Raw genomic sequence first — 18,715 nt, forward strand, 5'->3', positions numbered from 1 at the left:
CGTGCGTCGATTGACCTCCGCGCCCAGGCCGGATTGGAAAAAGAAGATCGAAGAACAGGGCCTGGTATTTTCCACCACCACCATGCCCGACGGCCGGAAAATCGAATACTGGAACGAATCGGCGTACTACGAATTCACCATGGACGAGGTGGAAACCCTCGAGAAAACCGCCGAGGACATGCACGTCATGTGTTTGGAGGCCGCCAAATACCTTGCCACCGGCGCCATGGGCGATATCGGCATCGGGCACCAGGCGTTGGAACTCGCCGGCGAGTCGCTGCAGGCCGGTGACATGGACATCTACGGCCGCTTCGATTTCATCTATGACGGCAAGGGCGGGCCGGCCAAGATGCTCGAATACAACGCCGATACCCCCACCGGACTGATCGAGGCGTCCGTTGCCCAGTGGTTCTGGCTCCAGGATGTCTTCCCCGAAAAGGACCAGTGGAACGGCATCCACGAGGCACTGATCCGGCAGTGGAAGAAGCTGCAGTTCCGGACCGGGATGAGCACGTTGCACGTGGCCCATTCGGAAGCGGAGGAATCCGGCGAGGACTGGATGACCGCGGCCTACATGCGCGACGTCGCAAGCCAGGGCGGGTGGACCACCATCGGCATCAACATGTCCGATATTGGCTGGGACCCCAACCTGAACCGCTTTGTGGACCTGGACAACTTCATGATCAGCACCATGTTCAAGCTGTATCCATGGGAACTCATGATGAAGGAACCATTCGGCCACAGGCTCCTCACGCGGGCGCATAACCCGCGCTGGGTTGAACCTGCCTGGAAGATGCTGCTCTCCAACAAGGCGCTCCTGGCCGCGCTCTGGCACCTGTACCCGGGCCACGAGAACCTCTTACCGGCCTATCTCGGCGACCCCGGCCCGCTCAAGGAGTGGGTGGCCAAACCACTCCACGGCCGCGAAGGCGACAACATCCGCATCCACGCTCCCGGCATTGAAATCGAGCAGCCGGGCGGCTACGGCAGGGAAGGCTGGTGCTTCCAGCAGTACCACTCCCTCCCCGATTTCGACGGAAACCATCCCGTACTGGGCCTGTGGGTGGTCGATGGCGAGTCCGTAGGCTGCGGCATCCGTGAATCGGACGGTCCCATCACGGACTACTTCTGCCGCTTCGTGCCCAACACCATCGACGCCCCCGCACCCGAACTCCCCACTTCGACCTCACCTTATGGAGTCGCACTATGAGCACTGAAATTTCGACGCCGGGTGGTTCCCCGGGCGGCGACCGTACCGCCGTCGTACCTTCCAAAGGCCTCCACGCCGGAATCCTGGACCTTGGCGACTCCGTCATGCTGGGCCTCGCGTCCACGGCTCCGGTCTATTCGCTCGCCGCGACGCTGGGACTCATTGTTGCCGTCAACGGCAACTACACTCCCCTGATCCTTGTCCTCGGGTTCATCCCGGTCCTGTTCATCGCCTACGCGTTCCGCGAACTCAACAGCGCCCTGCCCGACTGCGGAACCACGTTCATGTGGGCGCGGAAGGCCTTCGGCCCGTGGGCGGGCTGGCTGGGTGGCTGGGGTGTGGCCCTCGCGGGAATCGTGGTGCTCGCCAACCTGGCGCAAGTGGCCGGCAAGTATCTTTGGCTGCTGATCGGTGACGGGTCGCTGGCGGAGAACACGTGGCTTGTCACGGCAACGGGTGTTTTGTTCATCGTATTCATGACGTACGTGAACCACCGCGGCATCCGGTTGGGCGAGCACGTCCAGCGAACACTGACCTACATCCAGTACATCTCCCTGGGGATCTTCGCCGTAGCGATTATCGTCCGGATTGCCGGCGGTGCCCCGGAAGGCCAGGCATTCGACTTTGAGTGGTTCAATCCGGTGGGCGCTTTCGCGGATCCGAGTGCCGTGGTCCATGGCGTCCTGCTCGCGTTGTTCATCTACTGGGGCTGGGACACCTGCCTGGCGCTTAATGAGGAGACCGAGAACCCCGCCAAGACGCCGGGCCGTGGAGCAGTCATCTCCGCGTTTGTCCTGGTGGCCATCTACGTCTCTGTGGCCTTGCTCGTCATGATGTACGCAACGATCGGAACAGAGGGCATTGGTTTGGGCAACGAGGCCAACCAGGACGACGTTTTCCTGGCAATGAAAGACGTTGTGCTGGGCCCGTGGGGCTGGCTGATTGTGGTGGCCGTTCTGGCATCCGTTCTTTCCTCGACGCAGACCACCATCCTGCCGACGGCCCGAGGAACGCTGTCCATGGGGGTCCATGGAGCCTTGCCTCCGCGATTCGGCAAGGTCCATGAGCGGTACATGACCCCGGGTTTCTCAACGCAGGTCATGGGCGCGGTCGCGGTGGTGTACTACGTGGCCATGAGCTTCCTGAGCGAGAACCTTCTCGCGGATTCCATCAGTGCCATCAGCCTGTTCATCGCGTTCTACTACGCCCTCACCGGCTTCTCCTGCGCCTGGTTCTTCCGCTCCACACTGCGCCAGTCCGCGCGAAACCTGTGGTTCCGTGGAATCCTGCCGCTGCTGGGAGCCGTCTCCCTGACTGTGGCGTTCTTCATCTCGGCAGTGGAGATGTGGGATCCGGCGTACGGGGACACGCAGATCTTCGGAATCGGCGGGGCGTTCGTGAGTGGCGTCCTTCTTCTGGCCTTGGGCGTGGTGCTGGCCATCGTGTGCCGCTTCGCACCCTCAACCCGGGGGTACTTCACCGGGGAACGCGTTGACGCGGGAGTCGTGCGCGGCGAGTAATCAGTGTGCGGGGAGTAACTAGGAAGGAGCCTGGAGTTTTCGCAGCGCCACAAGCCAGCTGACCAGAATGCCAACGGCGCAGAACACGCCCGCACTGGACGCCATGATCCACAGACCGGGCGTCTGGACGTCCAGGTTCGCAGCGCCAAGCGCCGTGCCGATGGTCTTGGGCGAGTAGAAGAACACGAGCGTTGAGACAGCCAGCACTGCACCCATCACTACCCTGTGGGCTTTGTACCGGCGGGGCGTTTCCTTGATGGACCAGGCGAAGGCCGGCAGGACCACGGCCATCCAGACCCAGTGATGGGACCACGAGACCGGACTGATCAGCAGCATGGTGAGTGCCGTCGTCGACATTGCGACGACCCTGGCGCCCTGGGCGCTGGCGGCGCGGATCAGGAAGGCAGCGAGGACCACAACGGCCAGGCTGAGGGCGAGCCATGGAACGGTCACCGAGTCGTGCGGGACACCGAAGTGCAGCAGCGCGCCTTTGATGGAGAGGTTGTCGACGTAGCCCGCGCCGCCGATCCGGGACGTATCCGGCAGGATTTGCAACCAGAACCGCAGGGACTCGGCCGGTCGCAACAACCAACCCAACAGCATTGTCCCGGCGAACCCGAGGGACATGTTGGCGAGTCCGCGCCAGTCCTTGCGCATGAGGAAATACAGGCCAAAGACGAGGGGCGTCAGCTTGATGCCGGCGGCTATTCCCACCAGGAAACCGCTGCCGCGGAACCCTCGACGCTTGGCTGCGCCACCCAGCAGATCGATGGCCATCAGGCCCATCAGGAGGATGTTGATCTGGCCGAATGCGAGGGTTTCCCGCCAGGGACCCAGGAGGAGGACCGCCAGGAACAGCGCGGCGGCGATCCAGCGGCTCTGGCCGGAGGCAAGGGCGCTTCCCAAATGGGATTTCGCGGTCCAGTACCTCACGATGGTGGCCGCAACCCAGGCGCCGATGGCCACTCCCGCCACGTTGAACAGCATGAGCGCGGCAGGCTGGGGTAAACGCGCCAAGAGGGAGAAGACCAAGGCCGCAAAGGGCGGATAGGTGAAGGGGAGTTGCGGCCCACCGGCAAAAGCGACAGTGGGGCCGTACAGATCCGACGGCAAGGATCCGGCACTGTTCAGGATGGCCCCGCCGAACCAATAAACGCTGAAGTCGAGGCCTTGCTTCCCCCAGTTGGCCAGCATGACCCAAACGGGCAACACCACCACAACCAGCGGTAGCCAACGACGTATGGTTGCCGTTCCGGAAGCGGTTTTCTGCGGTGCCCCGGCAGCAGCCTTGGCCTGTAATTCGACGTCAGGCAGTGCCATCCGTATCCCCCAATATTCGCTGTTTCGCAGTTGAGGGAAACCAGTGACCCCCCGAATACATACTACTTAAACGACTCCCGGGGAGGTCCGGCCTCCTCATCCGGCCCGTCCGCCTAGGATGCTGGCATGACCGATTCAGATGTCCTGGCGCTCGACTCCCTGCTGACTTCCGACGAACTGGACCTTCGCGAAAAGGTGCGGGACTACACGGCGCAACGGATCAGGCCGAACATCGCCCGCTGGTACGAAGACGCCGTGTTTCCCCGGGAAATTGTCCCGGAACTGGGCGAGCTTGGCGTTCTGGGCATGCACCTGGAGGGCTATGGCTGTCCGGGCCGGTCAGCGGTGGAGTATGGCCTCGCTGCCATGGAATTGGAAGCCGGCGATTCAGGAATCCGCACCTTCGTTTCCGTCCAGGGTTCCCTCGCCATGACGGCCATCCACAAGTGGGGCTCGGAGGAACAGAAGGAGCGGTGGTTGCCGCGCATGGCTGCCGGTGAGCTGATCGGCTGCTTCGCGCTGACCGAACCTACGGCCGGTTCGGACCCGTCATCGATGACCACCACGGCACGGCAGTCGGACGACGGGTGGATACTCGACGGCGCGAAGCGCTGGATCGGTTTGGCCTCGATCGCCGACGTCATGGTGGTCTGGGCCAGGACCGATGAGGGCATCCAAGGCTTCTTGGTTCCCGCTGAAACTCCGGGCGTCACGGCCACCCCCATCGAGCCGAAGCTCTCCATGCGTGCATCCATCCAATGTGATGTGACGTTCGACGACGTCAGGCTGGGTCCCGAGGCCCTCCTCCCGGGTGCCATAGGACTTCGCGGGCCGTTCTCCTGCCTCAACGAGGCCCGTTACGGCATCGCGTGGGGAGCCATGGGAGCGGCACGGGACTCCTACGAGGCCGCCCTTGGGTATGCGGGCACACGGCTTCAATTCGGCCGGCCCTTGGCGGGCTACCAATTGACCCAGGAAAAGCTCGTCAACATGCTGGTGGAGATCCAGAAAGGCACCATGCTTGCCCTGCACCTGGGCAGGCTGAAGGATGCGGGGCACTTGCAGCCCCAGCAGATCTCTTTGGGCAAGCTGAACAACGTCCGAGAGGCCATCAAGATCGCCCGCGAAGCGCGCACCATCCTTGGAGGCAACGGCGTCACCATGGACTACTCGCCGCTGCGGCACGCCAATAACCTGGAGTCCGTGCGGACGTACGAAGGAACCGATGAGGTCCACACCCTGATTCTGGGCAACCACATCACGGGCATTGCAGCTTTCCGCGGCTGATCTCCCCAACTAGGTCGCATTCGTGCGCGTTATGAGCCCTCAAAACGCGCTTAACTGCGACCTAGTTGGGTCTGCGCGCTCCCTAGCAGTAATGGCGCGCAGAACAGGCCCCATTCCTCCATCAGGCCACGGGCACGGGCTCCTTCCTGGCGGCGTCCTTCCGGATGGTGGCACTGATCACGGCGGCCACGGTGCACATGGCAGCCGCACCTAGCCAGGCGTAGTTGTAGTGGCCGGTGGCGTCGCGAATGAGTCCGGCCAGAAGCGCGGCGACGGCGGCTCCAAGCTGGTGTGCGGCAAACACCCAGCCGAACACCACGGAGCCGTCAGCCCCGAACACCGAACGGCAGATGGCGGCCGTCGGGGGTACTGTGGCCACCCAATCGAGCCCGTAAACGACGACGAAAATGATCATGCTCGGTTCCACGGACGAACCCAACAACAGCGGCAGGACCAGCAGCCCGATCCCACGGAACTGGTAGTACACGGCGAGCAGGACTTTGGGGTTGAAGCGGTCCGTCAGCCACCCCGAAGCAATGGTGCCCACGATGTCGAAAATCCCGACGACGGCCAGCAAGCCTGCCGCTGTGGTTTCCGGCATGCCATGATCGTGCGCCGACGGAATGAAGTGTGTTCCAATCAGGCCGTTGGTGGTAGCGCCACAGATCGCGAAACCAGCAGCCAGTGCCCAGAACGTGCGGACTTTGCTTGCCCTCTTCAGGACTTGGAGGGCACGCACGGCCGCGTTGGGAGAATCTGCCTTCAGTGCCCCTGCACCGGTGGGTGACGACACAACCGGGGCCTCCGCCGTCGTGGTTTTTGCAGCGGCGGAAGCGTCAGGTTCTGCCGCACCGTACGGCAAGACCCCGACGTCGGCGGGCGAGTTGCGTAGCCAGCGCAGTACCAGCGGAACCACGGCCAGCGCCCCAGCGGCGATCAGCAGGGATGCACCGCGCCAGCCCGGGTTCTCCGCGAGCGCAGCAATAAAGGGCAGGAACACCAACTGTCCTGCAGCGCTTCCAGCGGTGAGCACGCCGATCACCAAGCCCCGGCTCTTTGCGAACCAGGTGTTGGCGATGGTTGCGGCGAAGACGAGGGCCGTGGATCCCGTGCCCAAGCCAATGAGCAGTCCCCATGTGAACAGGATCTGCCAGGATTGGTTCACGAACACAGTCAGCGCCGAGCCCAAGCCGATGAGGCAGAGCGCAAACGCCGTCACAGTTCGGATGCCGAAGCGCTCCATCAGGGCTGCCGCGAACGGCGCAGTCAGTCCGAACAACACCAGGTTGATGCTGACAGCCAGTGACAACACCGTGGTGGACCAGCCGAATTCTTCCTGCAGCGGGACCATGAGTACGCCCGGGGCGGCCCGGAAGCCGGCTGCGCCAACCAGGGCGAGAAAGGCGACCGCCGCCACGATCCACGCCGGGTGGAGCCGGCGCTTTGGCTGCTTGCCTGTGGGGACCTCGGTGACGTCGGGAGCGGTCATGCGGGCATCTCCGTTTCAGAAGCGTGGAAGGTTTCGGTGGGCGCAACGGCGAGAGGGAGTGGCTGGTCGCTGCGCTTGAAGCTGTGCCAACTCGTGTTGGACGCGGTCAGGCGGGTACCGCAGTGGGTGCAGGTATCTGCCGAGGACGTGGCCTGTCCGCAGTCAGTGTGGATGACGCGCATATGGGACACCTCGTTGGGTGCGTCCAAGTGCTTCTCTGCCCAGATGATGATCGCGTTGAGGACGGGCAGGGCATCCTCGCCTTTGGGTGTGAGCACGTACTCCTGGCGGGTGCGAGTGCCGTCCTTGTATGGACGTTGTGCCAGTAGTCCTGCTTCAAGCAACCAGCCGAGCCGTTTACTGAGCACGTTGTCGGCGACTTCGAGGCGTTGCTTTATGGCGTCGAAACGGCCGTTGCCGAAAAAGATCTCACGCAGCACCAAACTCCCCCATGGGTCGCCAAGGACGTCCAGGCCCCGGGCAAGGCTGCAGGTGCGGGCGGACCAGTCAGATCGCAATGGCATGAAGTCAACGTACATGACTTTTCTAAAGAAAGCTAAGGGCGTGTTCAGAATTGTGTGATCCCGGTGACATGCCCCCTGGGTTTGCCGTAGTTTCATCACTGGTTCACCGGCGCTCCCTAGGCTGGCGGCGTCACCTCTGACCACGAAAGGCACCCCATATGTCTCCGAAAACCCCTGACATGGTTAATCGTTCAACCTTGCCTCTTGATCTAGCCAAAGGAGTTTCCCGTCGCGGCTTCCTTGGCACGGCTGCTGCTGCCACGGCGCTTGCGGCAACAGGTTCGCTGCTGCCTCCGTCCGTACAGGCAGCCATGGCAAGGCCCGTGCCGCCGGGAAGCCTGCAGTCCATCAAGCACGTCATCATCCTCATGCAGGAAAACCGGTCCTTCGACCACTACTTCGGCGCGCTCCGCGGTGTTCGCGGCTACGCTGACAAGTCCGTGACGCGGCTCCCCGGCGGCTCGTCCATGTTCGAACAGCCCCGTGCGACGGGCGAAACCGTCCTGCCGTTTTCCCTCCGCAAGGCAGCCGAACTCGCAGGCCGTCCGGGGTCGGATATCCAATACCTGGGCGATCTGGACCACTCGTTCGCCGGGACCACACGGGCCTGGAACAACGGTTGGTGCGACAAGTGGATTCCGGCCAAGAGTGCCTCCACCATGACCTTCTATGAGCGTGCGGACATTCCACTGCAGTACGAACTCGCGGACACCTTCACCATTTGCGACGCCTACCACTGCTCCGTCAACGGCTCCACCAACCCCAACCGCAACTACCTCTGGTCCGGCACCACGGGCAACGAGCCGGGCGGCACAAAGCGGGCCGTCACCAACGCCGCTTACGGCTATGACCACGGGGGCTACGACTGGACCACCTACCCGGAGCGCCTTGAACAGTCAGGGGTTTCCTGGAAGATCTACCAGGATTGGGACAACTTCACCGACAACGCCGTGGAGTACTTCCAAACCTTCAAAGCGATCGGCCGCAAGATGTTGGCCTCCGTGGAGGGCAACCTCCGGACCACCGAGGAGTTCTACGACAAATTGGCCGGCAAGACCCCTGCAGAACAGGACCGGCTCCTGGCCCAACTGGAGCAGGGCCGAGCGTCCCTCAACGAGTCGGAGAAGGCCCTCTTTGACAAAGCCATGTGGCGTGGACGCCCGAACACGCTCCTTGAGCGCCTCAGTGCGGACATCAGCGACGGCACTCTTCCCCAGGTCAGCTGGTTGGTTCCCTCAGCCGCCGACTCAGAACACCCCGGCGCCTCCACCCCGGTGGGCAGCGCGAACTTCGTCTACCGTCTCCTGGACACCGTGGCCAGCAATCCGGACACCTGGGACAGCACCGCGATCTTCCTGAACTTCGACGAGAACGACGGTTACTTCGATCACGTTCCCCCACCCGTCCAGCCGAGGCCTGCGTCCGGGGAATCGACCGACTGGACTACAGCACAACCCATTGGCCTGGGCCCCCGCGTCCCCATGACTGTCGTCTCGCCGTGGACCATCGGCGGATACGTCAGCTCCGAGGTTTTCGACCACACGTCCGTGCTCCGTTTCCTTGAGCGCTGGACAGGCATCGAGGAACCGAACATTTCCCCGTGGCGCCGTGAAGTCTGCGGTGACCTCACCGGAGTCTTCAACTTCCAGTCGCCGGGCACTCCTCCGTCCCTGGACCATCCGGGTCCCGTTCCGGCAAAGATCAGCCGTTGGCGTCCCAACCCTCCGGCCGTCCAGGTTGCTCCGATCCAGGAACCGGGAAGCCGCCCCGCGCGCCCGCTTCCCTACCGGCCCAAAGTGTCGGCGACGGTGCTGTCCGGAAAGATCACGCTGGCATTGGCCAACAGTGGCGACCGTTCCACGCACTTCACCATCTACGGCTACGCCGGCGAAGTCACGGAGCCACGCCACGTGGACGTGCTCGGCCAACAGAATGTGGAACTGCCGGTTCCTTCGGCCGTCTTCGACGTCGTCGTCACCGGCCCCAACCGGTACCAGTACGAGCTGAAAGGTTCGACGGCGGGTGCTGCTGCCGGCGTCGACGTTTCCGTTAAGGGTCGGCGCGGCAAAAAGGACGTGGAATTCGAAGTCCGCAACAACGGCACAGAAGCAGTGACGTTGCAGCTCCGGTCCCTGCAGTACGCGGACAACAAGGCATCCGTGAAGCTCAAGCCCGGCCACTCAAAGAAGATCGGTTGGGAGTCCCTGGAAGGCTGGTACGACGTCGAAGTGACTTCACCCGAGGACCCAACGTTCCGGCGACGCCTGACTGGCCGTGAAGAGGACGGGCAGGAGGGTATCTCGGGTTAGCCGGACAGCTAAGCCAGGGAATCGCGCGTGGCCTCGGGAGTGAATTCAGCGCTCCTGAGGCCCGCCCGCGATGGACGGTACGCCAGGGCCCAATAGACCAGAAGAGCCATGGCGCACACCACGCCCAGACTGGAGATCATCAGTTGCCCCTGCGTCTGCGGGTCCTTCCCCCACTCGGCGGCACCGGCCCACACGGCAAGGTTCTTGGGCGTCATGTAGAACGCGATGGTGGAACACACCACGATCACCCAGCCGGCCGTACGCATCTTCCCCGTGCGCGTGGGAACCCGGTGCATCGCAAAGGCCATGCTGGGCAGTGCTACGGCCACCCACACCCAGTGGTGGGACCAGGAAACGGGGCTGATCAGGAGCATCAGGATTGCGGTGGCAGAGACGGCGATGAAGTTCTCTTCAACATCCACGGCCCACTTGATGATGAGTGCCACCAACCCTGCCAATGCGAGCGAAAGGACCAACCACACCACATTGGTGAGCGAAGAATCGGGCATGCCGAAGTGGAGAAGCAACCCTTTCACGGAAAGGTTGTCCACGTACCCCGGTCCGCCGATGCGGCCCGTGTCCGGGAGGATTTTCGTCCAAAAGGCCAGCGACGCCTGCGGCAGGACAGCCCATGCCACAGCAATCGAACCAAAGAAACCTGCAGCCATCCACGCCAAGGCTTTGAAGTCGCGACGCACCAGGAAGTACAGGCCGAAAGCCAAAGGGGTGAGCTTTACCCCGGCCGCCAAACCAATGAGGAGTCCGGCAGGCCACCGGATCAGCCCCGCCCGCGCTTTCGTGTACAGCAGGAAGTCGACCAGGATCACGCCCATCAGGATGATGTTGATCTGGCCGAACACGAACGTGTCCCGCCAAGGTCCAAGAAGCAGTATGGCTCCTGCCCCCACCAAGGCCGTAGTCCTGAACCGATAGTCAGCAAACGCCGCACGCCAGGTCTTCAAGCCAAAGTAGTGGCGCGCCAACCAAGCGGCCACCACAGCCGCGCCCACAAGTGCGGCAAAGATAAAGACCAGGCTCCCCGCGAAGAACCCCATGGCCGCCAAGCCGGTGAAAAGCAGGGCTGCAAAAGGCGGGTACGTGAAAGGGAGGCCTTCCCGGACGGCGTACAAGTCGCCGCCTTCCAGGACCTTGCCCCCGCCGTAGTAGTACACCTCAAAGTCGTTCAACGCTGGTTCGTAATCCGTGTACAGGAACCAGACTGCGACGGCGAGGGTCAACAAGCCGGCCACAGTCAGGATCCAGCCGCGTTTGGCAGAGGGGGCCACTTGGTGTGAAGGAGAAACCACCGTGCTAACCGTTGCTGATCCTGGCAAAAGCCTGTTCAAGGTCCGCGATCAAGTCTTCTGATTCTTCGATCCCGCAGGACAGGCGCAGAAGGTTCACGGGGACAGCCAGCTCCGTACCCTTGACGGAAGCGTGCGTCATCTCGGAGGGGTAGTTCATCAGCGACTCGATGCCGCCCAAGGACTCCGCGAGCGTGAAGATGGAGGTGGCCTCGGCAACTGTGCGGGCTGCCGCCTCGCCACCTTTGAACTGCACGGACACCATACCGCCGAACTTCTTCATCTGCTTCGCCGCCAGTTGGTGGCCGGGGTGGTCCGGAAGGCCCGGATACAGTACCGCTTCCACCTCCGGACGCTGCAGCAGCCACTCAGCCACTGCCTGGCCGTTCTCGCTGTGGCGGTCCATGCGAACGCCCAAGGTTTTGAGCCCGCGGGTAGTCAAAAACGCATCCATGGGACCGGACACCGCGCCAACGGCGAACTGGATGAAGCCGATCTTTTCCGCAAGTTCAGCATCCTTCACCACGATCGCCCCGCCGACGACGTCGGAATGGCCGCCGATGTATTTGGTGGTGGAGTGAACCACGACGTCGGCCCCCAGGTCCAGCGGTGTCTGCAAGTAGGGAGAAGCGAAGGTGTTGTCCACCACCAGGAGGGCCCCGGCGTCGTGGGCTACAGCGGCGAGCGCCGCGATGTCGGTGATCTTCATCAGCGGGTTGGACGGCGTCTCCACCCACACGATCCGTGTCTTGTTCGCGGCAACGGCGCGTGCCACGGCGTCGAGGTTGGACATATCCACGGGGGTGTTGCCGATGCCCCAATCACCGAGGACACGGTCGATGAGGCGGTAGGTGCCACCGTAGGCGTCGTTGCCCAGGACGATGTGGTCCCCCGGCCGGGCGGCTGCGCGGATCAACGAGTCCTCGGCTGCCAGGCCGGAGCCGAAGGAGAACGCCGCGCTGCCACCTTCAAGGGCGGCAAGTTGTTCCTGCAGGGCGTCGCGTGTGGGGTTGCCGCCGCGGCCATACTCGTAGCCGGACCGCAAACCCCCGATGCCGTCCTGGGCGTAGGTGGAGCTGAAGTGCAGGGGCGGCACCACAGCGCCGGTCACGGGCTCGAAGGCCTGGCCCGCATGGACGGCCCGCGTGTTGAACCCGGCGTTGGTGTTGGCAGACATGGAAGCTCCTTTTTTCAATGCAGTGGTCCGGCGCTTAGTTGCTCAGGTAGGCAAGAAGGTCATGGCGGGTCAGGATGCCAACGGGCGCGCCAACGAACGTCACCATGACGGTGTCGACGTCGGACAGCAGTTCCCGCGCTGCCGAGATGGTCTCCAGTGAGCCAATGACCGGCAATCGCTCCCCCATATGTTCGGCGATCTTGTCCGTGAGCTTCGCTTCGCCGCGGAACAGTTTGCTGGTGAGGCTGCGTTCGTCCACGGCGCCAAGGACTTCGCCCATCACGACGGGTGGCTCCTGGGAGAGGACAGGGATATGGGAAACGCCGAACTCGTTCATGATGTTGATGACGTCGCGAACGGTCTCGTTGGGGTGGATATGGACCAGGTCCGGCAGCTCACCCGTCTTCGATTTGAGCACCTCGCCCACCGACGATTCTTCGCCTCCGGACAGGAACCCGTAGGAGCGCATCCATTGGTCGCTGAAGATCTTGGCCAGGTAGCCGCGGCCGGAGTCCGGAAGGATCACCACCACAACGGCTGATTCATCCAGGTCCTTGGCGGCCGTCAACGCCGCCACCACGGCCATTCCTGACGAACCACCCACCAAGAGGCCTTCCTCCCGGGCAAGGCGGCGGGTCATGGCGAAGGAATCAGCGTCGGAGACAGCGATGACATCGTCCGGCACGGACGGATCGTAGTTGGCGGGCCACATGTCCTCGCCCACGCCCTCGACGAAATACGGACGACCGGTCCCGCCTGAGTAGACAGAGCCTTCCGGGTCTGCCCCGATGACCTTGACTGGACCGCCGCCGGACTCGGGACGGTCAGCGGAGACCTGCTTGAGATAGCGACCGGTGCCGGTGATGGTACCGCCGGTTCCGGCGCCGATGACCACGTGCGTGACGCGGCCATCAGTATCGCGCCAGATTTCCGGTCCCGTGGACTCGAAGTGGCTGCCGGGCGCGGCGGGGTTGGAGAACTGGTCCGGCTTAAAGGCGCCGGGAATCTCCTTGACCAGGCGGTCCGAGACGCCGTAGTAGCTTTGAGGGCTGTCCGGGGCGACGGCGGTGGGCGTCACCACTACTTCTGCACCATAGGCCTCAAGGACGGCGCGTTTGTCCTCGCCGACCTTGTCCGGCACCACGAAAACGCATTTGTAGCCTTTTTGCTGAGCTACGAGCGCCAGCCCCACCCCGGTGTTCCCCGAGGTCGGCTCGACGATGGTCCCTCCCGGCTGGAGCCGGCCGTCCTTCTCCGCGTCTTCGATCATCTTCACGGCGATCCGGTCCTTGATGGATCCCCCGGGATTGACGTACTCCAGCTTGACCAGGACGGTGGCCTTGATCCCGTCCGTTACATGGTTGAGCTTGATGAGCGGCGTATTGCCGATGAGGTCCAACACGGACTGGGCGTACTTCATAGGTACAAAGTTACCGCCTGCCCCTGACTGTTCTTACGCGCGCACGGCCTGTCCGCGTCAGTCCCGGCTCCTAGCTACCCGCAGACGTGTCGTTTTGCCACACGCCCAGAATGTTGCCTTCCGTGTCCTTGAAGTAGGCGTACCAGCCCATGCCGGGAACGGCGTCTTTGGGCTGCACAATGGACCCGCCAGCCGATTCCACTTGGCCGAGCGCGGCGTCCACATCCTCCACGTCGATGGTAAGGATGGGAGTCTTCAGGTTGTCGGTCCGGGGAAACAGTGCTCCGTTGATCGCTCCCGGCTGGCTGGGCATACCGGTCTGTTCATCGGACGGGGTGGTGATGGCGATCGTGTAGTCCATCTCCTGCATGGGGCTCAGGTTCCAGCCGAAGGCGCTCTGGTAGAACGAGTTTGCCCGGTCCTTGTCGTCCGCAGGGATCTCGAAATGCACAACTCCAGCCATGGTTCGCGCTCCTTGTTTTTTGGATTCCGGACGCAGCCCACCCGCGCCACATCAGGGAGTCTAGACCCGCGCCCAACGCTTGCGTAAGTACTTGCCGGACTACTTTGTCGGCAGGTCGTGGGACGATAAAACCATGACCATCGCAGAAGCCCCGCCCCTGGTTGCGGCCGCGGCGGACGCCTCTGTCCGATGGCATCCCGGCGGTCCCTATCGCCTGGATCAGACCATGTTTCCCCTCATGCGCGGCAACGGCGACCCTTCCTTCGCAGCACACTCCAACGGCTTCTGGATGGCTTTCACTGCGGCTTCAGGCCCCGTCACGCTGCGCCTTTCGGCGGGCGGCGTGGGTAAGGACTCTTTTGTGGACGCGCAGGCGTGGGGCCCGGGTGCCGACGATGCCATGGCCGGCGTCCCGCGGCTGCTGGGGGCCGACGACGACTGGTCGGCTTTCGATGAACCCTCTTTCCACGCGACGCTCCCCCGTCTGGTAACTGAAACACGACGCCGGAACCTGGCGGTGCGGCTGCCTTCCACCGGGCGGGTGGTTGACTCCCTTGTGCCCACCATTTTGGAGCAAAAGGTCACCACCCTGGAGGCCCGGCGCGGCTACCGGTACTTGATGTACAGGTACGGAACCAAGGCTCCAGGAAACGTGGCTCCGCGAGGTCTGCTGGTTCCGCCCACGGCCCGGCAGTGGCTGGCCATCCCGTCGTGGGAATGGCATAGAGCGGGAGTTGGCCCGCAGCGTTCCGCCACAGTGATGCGGGCGCTGCAGTCCGCCGTCGCACTTGAAAGGCTGGGCGGGCTGAGCGCAATTCAAGCGGGCACCAAGCTGCAGACCATTCCGGGTATCGGCGTCTGGACCGCGGCGGAAGTAGTGCAACGAACCCATGGCTGCCCTGATTCAATCTCCGTGGGCGACTACCATTTGGCGTCGTACGTGGGGTACGCGCTCACCGGCCGGAAAACGGACGATGCCGGGATGCTGGAACTTCTGGAGCCGTGGCGTGGGCAGCGGCAGCGCTTGGTGCGGATGCTGTATCTGAGTGGCTTCCGCAAGCCAACGTTCGGGCCGCGCATGACGGTGCAGGACCACCGCGGTCATTGATCTTCCAGATGCGGACGGGAACTGTCCGCAGGAGCGTGGACCGGCCTGCCCCACGGGTATAGCGTGGCGCCTAGGAGCCGGCAAAGCCATACGAGCCGGCAAAGCCACCCTGGAGTGACCGTGATCCACACGCAAAAGCTCACCAAGACCTTCACCGTGAAGAAGGAAACCGTCGAGGCCGTGAAGGGCGTGGACATCGACGTTGCCCCCGGCGAGCTCGTCGCTTTCCTCGGCCCGAACGGCGCAGGAAAATCCACCACCCTGCGCATGCTGACCACCCTTCTGAAACCAACGTCGGGCACCGCAAAAGTGGCCGGCGTGGATGTCAGCCAGGACCCGGCGGGCGTCAGGGCGCGGATCGGCTACATAGGGCAGGGCAACGGCGGCGGCCACAGCTATCGCGTGATCGACGAACTCATCATGCAGGGCCGCTTCTACGGGATGAACACCTCGGACGCCAAGGCCCGTGCCGAGTCGCTCATGGCTTCCCTGGATCTCAGCGACCTCGCCAAACGCACGGTCATCAAGCTCTCGGGCGGCCAGCGCAGGCGCATGGATGTGGCCCTGGGGTTGATGCACTCTCCGCAGTTGCTGTTCCTGGACGAGCCTTCCACCGGCATGGATCCGCAGAACCGCGCCAACTTGTGGGAACACATCATGCGGATGCGTGCCGAACACGGGACCACGATCGTCCTGACTACCCATTACATGGACGAGGCCGACTCGATGTCGGAGCGGGTCATCGTGATCGATCACGGCTCCATCATTGCCGACGACACCGCTTCGCGCCTTAAAGCCAACCTCGCCGGAGACCTGCTGGCCGTGGAGGTCGCCGCCGGTTCCGCCTCGGAGGTGCGTGGGCTGCTGGGCCGGGCGGCTGCGGAAGGCGACATCGAGGAAAACGCCTACGACGGCGTGGTCCGCTTCCGGTTGAGGCTCGCGCAGGGCGCACAGTTGGCGCCCGGGCTGCTAAAGGAAATGCACGACGCCGGCGCTCCCGCCCAGTCGCTGGAGCTCAAGCCGCCAACGCTGGACGACGTTTTCCTGGAACTGACGGGTCGCAGCTTGAGGGAAGGAGCTGAGGTTTGATGGCCGGGCATACCATATCAGTGGGGTCCGCTGTTCAAAAGCCGCGGATGGGAGGCATCCTCAGCGACACCTGGTTCGTGTTCTGGCGGGAGATGCTCCTTCCGTTGCGGGACCCCTTTTCGCTGATCTTTTCCCTCATCCAGCCCTTGGTGTTCCTGGGCCTCTTTGGGCCCTTGCTCGGTTCCGCGGTGGGCGCCCCGGCCTTCGGCGGGCAGTCCACCTTGCAGTGGTTCCTCCCGGGTGTCGTGGTCATGATTGCCCTCTTCGGCACCTCGATGACCGGCTCCAACCTGCAGTACGAACTCATGACCGGGTCCTACGAAAGGATCCTGGCCACTCCGCTCTCCCGTTCCTCACTCATGATCGGCCGGGCGTTGAAGGAGTGGGCACCGCTGGTGGTGCAAGGCCTGTTGATTTCCGTGGTGTGCATCCCGTTCGGCTTTGTCTTCCACCCCTTGCACGTGCTGTTGGGCCTGGTGATTTTGGGCATTTTCGGCATTGGACTCGGTGCGTTGTCGTACGCACTGGCTCTGGTGTCGCAGAACAAGGAGTGGATTTTCTGGGGCGTGCAGCAAACATTGTTGTTCCCGCTCATGATCCTCTCCGGCATCATGCTGCCCATCGAGTCCGGCCCCGATTGGATGAAGGTGGCCAGCTGGTTCAATCCCTTGACCTACCTGGTCAACGCCGAGCGTGAACTGTTCGCGGGCACCATTGGTTCCAACACGGTGTGGGGACTCGTCGCTGCCGTGGTGACTGCCGCCGTCGGGCTTGTTGTGGGAGTCCGGACCATAGCCCGCAACACCAATTAGCTACAGCTGGAGGCGGGCCACCGCCTCCAGGCGCATGTCCACTTTGCGGACCTTGCCGGAAACCGTCATGGGGAAGCTCTCCCTGACCTCCACATAGCGGGGAATCTTGAAGTGGGCGAGCTTGCCGCGACAGTATTCAGCAATGTCCTCGGCGGTGAGCGCCGGTGTTTCCGGCTTGAGAATGATGCAGGCCATGAGTTCCTCGCCGTACTTGGGGTCCGGGACGCCGATCACCTGGACGTCCTGGATGGCCGGGTGCTGGTAGAGAAACTCCTCGATTTCGCGGGGATAGATGTTTTCCCCTCCACGAATCACCATGTCCTTGATCCGGCCTTCGATGACGAGGTAACCATCCTGGTCCATGCGGGCGAGGTCGCCGGTGTGCATCCAGCCCTCGGCGTCGATCGCTTCGGCCGTCTTGTCCGGCTGGCCCCAATAGCCTTCCATCACGGCGTAGCCCCTGGTGCAGAGTTCGCCTATGACGCCTCGCTCCACAACGTCACCCGTGCCCGGGTCGATGATCCGGCTCTCCAGGTGCGGCATGGTCCTGCCCACAGTACTGGTGCGCTGTTCCAGCGTGTCCCCCATGCGGGTCATGGTGGAGACGGGCGAGGTCTCGGTCATGCCGTAGCAGATGGCCACATCCACCATGTGCATCTCATCGATCACCCGGCGCATCACCTCGATGGGACAGAGGGAGCCGGCCATGACACCGGTCCGCAGCGTTGTGAGGTCGTACGCGTCAAAATCAGGCAGGGCGAGCTCGGCAATGAACATGGTGGGCACACCGTAGAGGGATGTCCCGCCGAAGTCCTGCACCGCCTCCAACGCGGCCGATGCACTGAAGCCGCGGCCGGGAATGATGGTGGCCGCTCCGAAACTGAGGGCGTTGAGGTTCCCGATCACCATGCCGAAGCAGTGATAGAACGGCACCGGTATCACCACGCGGTCGTGCTCCGTGTAGCCGAGCAGCCGCCCGATCGAGTGGCCGTTGTTGAGGATGTTGTGATGGGTCAGCGTGGCACCTTTGGGGAAGCCCGTTGTGCCCGAGGTGTATTGCAGGTTGATGGGATCGTGCGGGTCAAGTTCCGCCATGCGATCCGGCACCGCGGAAGGCCCGACGCCGTCCGCCAGGGTCAGGAGCCCGGCATACGTCAGTTCGTGCCCGGCCTGCGGAACACCCGGGGTGAGCCCGAGGACAGGGTCACCCGGCAGGAAAACAATCTCCTTGAGTTCCGGGCAGGTTCCCGCCGCATCCCTTGCCATCCCGACGTAATCGCTGTTCTTGTCTGAGGGTGCCGCCACTAACATCCGCATCCCGTTTTGTTTGACGACGAATTCCAGTTCATGGCTGCGGTAGGCAGGATTGACGTTGACCATGACGGCGCCGATCTTGGCGGTGGCGTACTGCAGGATGGTCCATTCGGCGCAGTTCGGGCTCCAGATTCCAACCCGCTCGCCCTTTGCGACGCCCACGGCGAGCAGCGCGCGGGCGAGGTGATCGACGTCGTCGTTCAGCTTTTCGTAACTCCAGCGGCGGGCTTCGCCTCCCGGGTTACCTGACGCTTCAATGAGTGCATCGCGCAGGGGAAATTGCGCCGCGATGCGTTCAAAATTGGCGCCAATGGTCTCTTCAAGCAGCGGGACGTCAGTGTCTCCGGCGGTGTAGGACAACATGACGGA

Annotated in this window: 15 protein-coding genes; 7 read left to right on the forward strand and 8 right to left on the reverse strand. The window is 63.2% G+C overall.

Features of this window, described 5'->3' with window-relative positions; genetic code table 11:
- Position 1 precedes the first annotated feature (1 nt).
- Positions 2–1,210, forward strand: coding sequence for a glutathionylspermidine synthase family protein (locus tag AB0N65_RS13500; RefSeq protein WP_364162216.1), 1,209 nt, complete (start codon positions 2–4; stop codon positions 1,208–1,210).
- The gene (locus tag AB0N65_RS13505; protein ID WP_364162219.1) at positions 1,207–2,730 is read left to right on the forward strand and encodes an APC family permease; all 1,524 of its coding nucleotides are present in this window, start codon (positions 1,207–1,209) and stop codon (positions 2,728–2,730) included. Before AB0N65_RS13500 ends, AB0N65_RS13505 begins: the two co-directional genes overlap by 4 nt.
- Before the next feature lie 18 nt (positions 2,731–2,748).
- On the opposite strand, the gene AB0N65_RS13510 is transcribed toward AB0N65_RS13505, so the two are convergent.
- The gene (locus tag AB0N65_RS13510) at positions 2,749–4,050 is read right to left on the reverse strand and encodes a glycosyltransferase 87 family protein (protein ID WP_364162222.1); all 1,302 of its coding nucleotides are present in this window, start codon (positions 4,048–4,050) and stop codon (positions 2,749–2,751) included.
- 126 nt (positions 4,051–4,176) lie between these two features.
- On the opposite strand from AB0N65_RS13510, the gene AB0N65_RS13515 reads away from it, so the two are divergent.
- Entirely contained in the window at positions 4,177–5,337 is a 1,161-nt protein-coding gene (locus AB0N65_RS13515) for an acyl-CoA dehydrogenase family protein (protein WP_364162225.1), read from the forward strand.
- A gap of 121 nt (positions 5,338–5,458) precedes the next feature.
- Here AB0N65_RS13515 and AB0N65_RS13520 read toward each other — a convergent pair whose 3' ends face one another.
- Together AB0N65_RS13520 and AB0N65_RS13525 are read right to left on the reverse strand one after the other, a co-directional pair.
- Positions 5,459–6,826, reverse strand: a complete 1,368-nt coding sequence (locus AB0N65_RS13520) for an MFS transporter (RefSeq protein ID WP_364162228.1) — start codon at positions 6,824–6,826, stop codon at positions 5,459–5,461.
- Positions 6,823–7,350 carry a helix-turn-helix domain-containing protein gene (locus AB0N65_RS13525; RefSeq protein ID WP_364162232.1) on the reverse strand — a complete coding sequence of 176 codons (528 nt, stop codon included), beginning with the start codon at positions 7,348–7,350 and terminating at the stop codon, positions 6,823–6,825. Before AB0N65_RS13525 ends, AB0N65_RS13520 begins: the two co-directional genes overlap by 4 nt.
- Positions 7,351–7,508: 158 nt before the next feature.
- Here AB0N65_RS13525 and AB0N65_RS13530 point away from each other — a divergent pair, with 158 nt between their 5' ends.
- Positions 7,509–9,659, forward strand: a complete 2,151-nt coding sequence (locus tag AB0N65_RS13530; RefSeq protein ID WP_364162235.1) for a phosphocholine-specific phospholipase C — start codon at positions 7,509–7,511, stop codon at positions 9,657–9,659.
- Between the two features lie 8 nt (positions 9,660–9,667).
- On the opposite strand, the gene AB0N65_RS13535 is transcribed toward AB0N65_RS13530, so the two are convergent.
- The 4 genes from AB0N65_RS13535 to AB0N65_RS13550 all read right to left on the reverse strand — a co-directional run bounded on the left by AB0N65_RS13535 (position 9,668) and on the right by AB0N65_RS13550 (position 14,023).
- Positions 9,668–10,966: a glycosyltransferase 87 family protein gene (locus AB0N65_RS13535; protein WP_364162238.1), complete on the reverse strand. Its 1,299-nt coding sequence runs from the start codon at positions 10,964–10,966 to the stop codon at positions 9,668–9,670.
- A 4-nt stretch (positions 10,967–10,970) separates the two neighbouring features.
- The gene (locus AB0N65_RS13540; RefSeq protein WP_364162241.1) at positions 10,971–12,140 is read right to left on the reverse strand and encodes a cystathionine gamma-synthase; all 1,170 of its coding nucleotides are present in this window, start codon (positions 12,138–12,140) and stop codon (positions 10,971–10,973) included.
- Between the two features lie 34 nt (positions 12,141–12,174).
- Positions 12,175–13,560 (reverse strand): cystathionine beta-synthase, encoded by a 1,386-nt coding sequence (locus tag AB0N65_RS13545; RefSeq protein ID WP_364162244.1) that lies wholly within the window; start codon positions 13,558–13,560, stop codon positions 12,175–12,177.
- A 70-nt stretch (positions 13,561–13,630) separates the two neighbouring features.
- A complete protein-coding gene (locus AB0N65_RS13550) occupies positions 13,631–14,023 on the reverse strand; it encodes a VOC family protein (RefSeq protein ID WP_364162247.1) in 393 nt (130 codons plus the stop codon).
- Positions 14,024–14,156: 133 nt separating this feature from the next.
- Between AB0N65_RS13550 and AB0N65_RS13555 the strand changes: the two genes are divergently transcribed.
- The 3 genes from AB0N65_RS13555 to AB0N65_RS13565 all read left to right on the forward strand — a co-directional run bounded on the left by AB0N65_RS13555 (position 14,157) and on the right by AB0N65_RS13565 (position 17,032).
- Entirely contained in the window at positions 14,157–15,131 is a 975-nt protein-coding gene (locus AB0N65_RS13555) for a 3-methyladenine DNA glycosylase (protein ID WP_364162250.1), read from the forward strand.
- Positions 15,132–15,245: 114 nt separating this feature from the next.
- Positions 15,246–16,220 (forward strand): ATP-binding cassette domain-containing protein, encoded by a 975-nt coding sequence (locus AB0N65_RS13560; RefSeq protein WP_364162253.1) that lies wholly within the window; start codon positions 15,246–15,248, stop codon positions 16,218–16,220.
- The gene (locus AB0N65_RS13565) at positions 16,220–17,032 is read left to right on the forward strand and encodes an ABC transporter permease (RefSeq protein WP_364162256.1); all 813 of its coding nucleotides are present in this window, start codon (positions 16,220–16,222) and stop codon (positions 17,030–17,032) included. The genes AB0N65_RS13560 and AB0N65_RS13565 overlap by 1 nt, the downstream gene beginning before the upstream one ends.
- Here AB0N65_RS13565 and AB0N65_RS13570 read toward each other — a convergent pair whose 3' ends face one another.
- Positions 17,033–18,709, reverse strand: coding sequence for an AMP-binding protein (locus AB0N65_RS13570; protein WP_364162258.1), 1,677 nt, complete (start codon positions 18,707–18,709; stop codon positions 17,033–17,035).
- Positions 18,710–18,715: the final 6 nt, after the last annotated feature.

Origin of the sequence: Paenarthrobacter sp. NPDC089322 (genome assembly GCF_040684895.1) — a bacterium.
In the GTDB taxonomy this organism is placed as follows: domain Bacteria; phylum Actinomycetota; class Actinomycetes; order Actinomycetales; family Micrococcaceae; genus Arthrobacter.

What these genes read in the sequence shown, in the direction of transcription:
- AB0N65_RS13550 (WP_364162247.1), bottom strand. Translation starts at nt 14,023, where the DNA reads ATGGCTGGAGTTGTGCATTTCGAGATCCCTGCGGACGACAAGGACCGG.
- AB0N65_RS13540 (WP_364162241.1), bottom strand. Translation starts at nt 12,140, where the DNA reads ATGTCTGCCAACACCAACGCCGGGTTCAACACGCGGGCCGTCCATGCG.
- AB0N65_RS13515 (WP_364162225.1), top strand. Translation starts at nt 4,177, where the DNA reads ATGACCGATTCAGATGTCCTGGCGCTCGACTCCCTGCTGACTTCCGAC.
- AB0N65_RS13545 (WP_364162244.1), bottom strand. Translation starts at nt 13,560, where the DNA reads ATGAAGTACGCCCAGTCCGTGTTGGACCTCATCGGCAATACGCCGCTC.
- AB0N65_RS13565 (WP_364162256.1), top strand. Translation starts at nt 16,220, where the DNA reads ATGGCCGGGCATACCATATCAGTGGGGTCCGCTGTTCAAAAGCCGCGG.
- AB0N65_RS13510 (WP_364162222.1), bottom strand. Translation starts at nt 4,050, where the DNA reads ATGGCACTGCCTGACGTCGAATTACAGGCCAAGGCTGCTGCCGGGGCA.
- AB0N65_RS13555 (WP_364162250.1), top strand. Translation starts at nt 14,157, where the DNA reads ATGACCATCGCAGAAGCCCCGCCCCTGGTTGCGGCCGCGGCGGACGCC.
- AB0N65_RS13525 (WP_364162232.1), bottom strand. Translation starts at nt 7,350, where the DNA reads ATGCCATTGCGATCTGACTGGTCCGCCCGCACCTGCAGCCTTGCCCGG.
- AB0N65_RS13520 (WP_364162228.1), bottom strand. Translation starts at nt 6,826, where the DNA reads ATGACCGCTCCCGACGTCACCGAGGTCCCCACAGGCAAGCAGCCAAAG.
- AB0N65_RS13570 (WP_364162258.1), bottom strand. Translation starts at nt 18,709, where the DNA reads ATGTTGTCCTACACCGCCGGAGACACTGACGTCCCGCTGCTTGAAGAG.
- AB0N65_RS13505 (WP_364162219.1), top strand. Translation starts at nt 1,207, where the DNA reads ATGAGCACTGAAATTTCGACGCCGGGTGGTTCCCCGGGCGGCGACCGT.
- AB0N65_RS13530 (WP_364162235.1), top strand. Translation starts at nt 7,509, where the DNA reads ATGTCTCCGAAAACCCCTGACATGGTTAATCGTTCAACCTTGCCTCTT.